At 41.1% G+C, this 258-nt stretch carries 1 protein-coding gene; it reads right to left on the bottom strand.

Annotated features, from left to right (window positions below):
* Window positions 1–182: 182 nt before the first annotated feature.
* Window positions 183–248, bottom strand: a complete 66-nt coding sequence (locus AB4153_RS21415; protein WP_371998603.1) for a NapC/NirT family cytochrome c — start codon at window positions 246–248, stop codon at window positions 183–185.
* Between the last annotated feature and the right edge of the window lie 10 nt (window positions 249–258).

Raw genomic sequence — 258 nt, 5'->3', positions numbered from 1 at the left:
GGGTGAGCAACACCTTTATGGCAATCTACACAAGTCTTTCTGCTTGGAATAGTAGTCGCCTTCTTGCTTTTTAATTCACAACAGCAAATTTCAGCCATAAAAAACCTCGCTAAAGCGAGTTTTTTTAATTGATAGCTGCAAGGGTCATCACTCCCTATTCGCCACCTCTTATGTAGGTCTACTTACTTTTTAGGGTAAGGGTGAGCAACACCTTTATGACAATCTACACAAGTCTTTCTGCTTGGAATAGTAGTCGCC

The sequence above is a fragment of the Shewanella sp. 10N.286.52.E4 genome (assembly GCF_041468785.1).
GTDB classification, from domain to species: domain Bacteria; phylum Pseudomonadota; class Gammaproteobacteria; order Enterobacterales; family Shewanellaceae; genus Shewanella; species Shewanella electrodiphila.
Note: the sequence above shows the minus strand (reverse complement) of the source record. Positions and strands in the feature narration are given on the sequence as shown.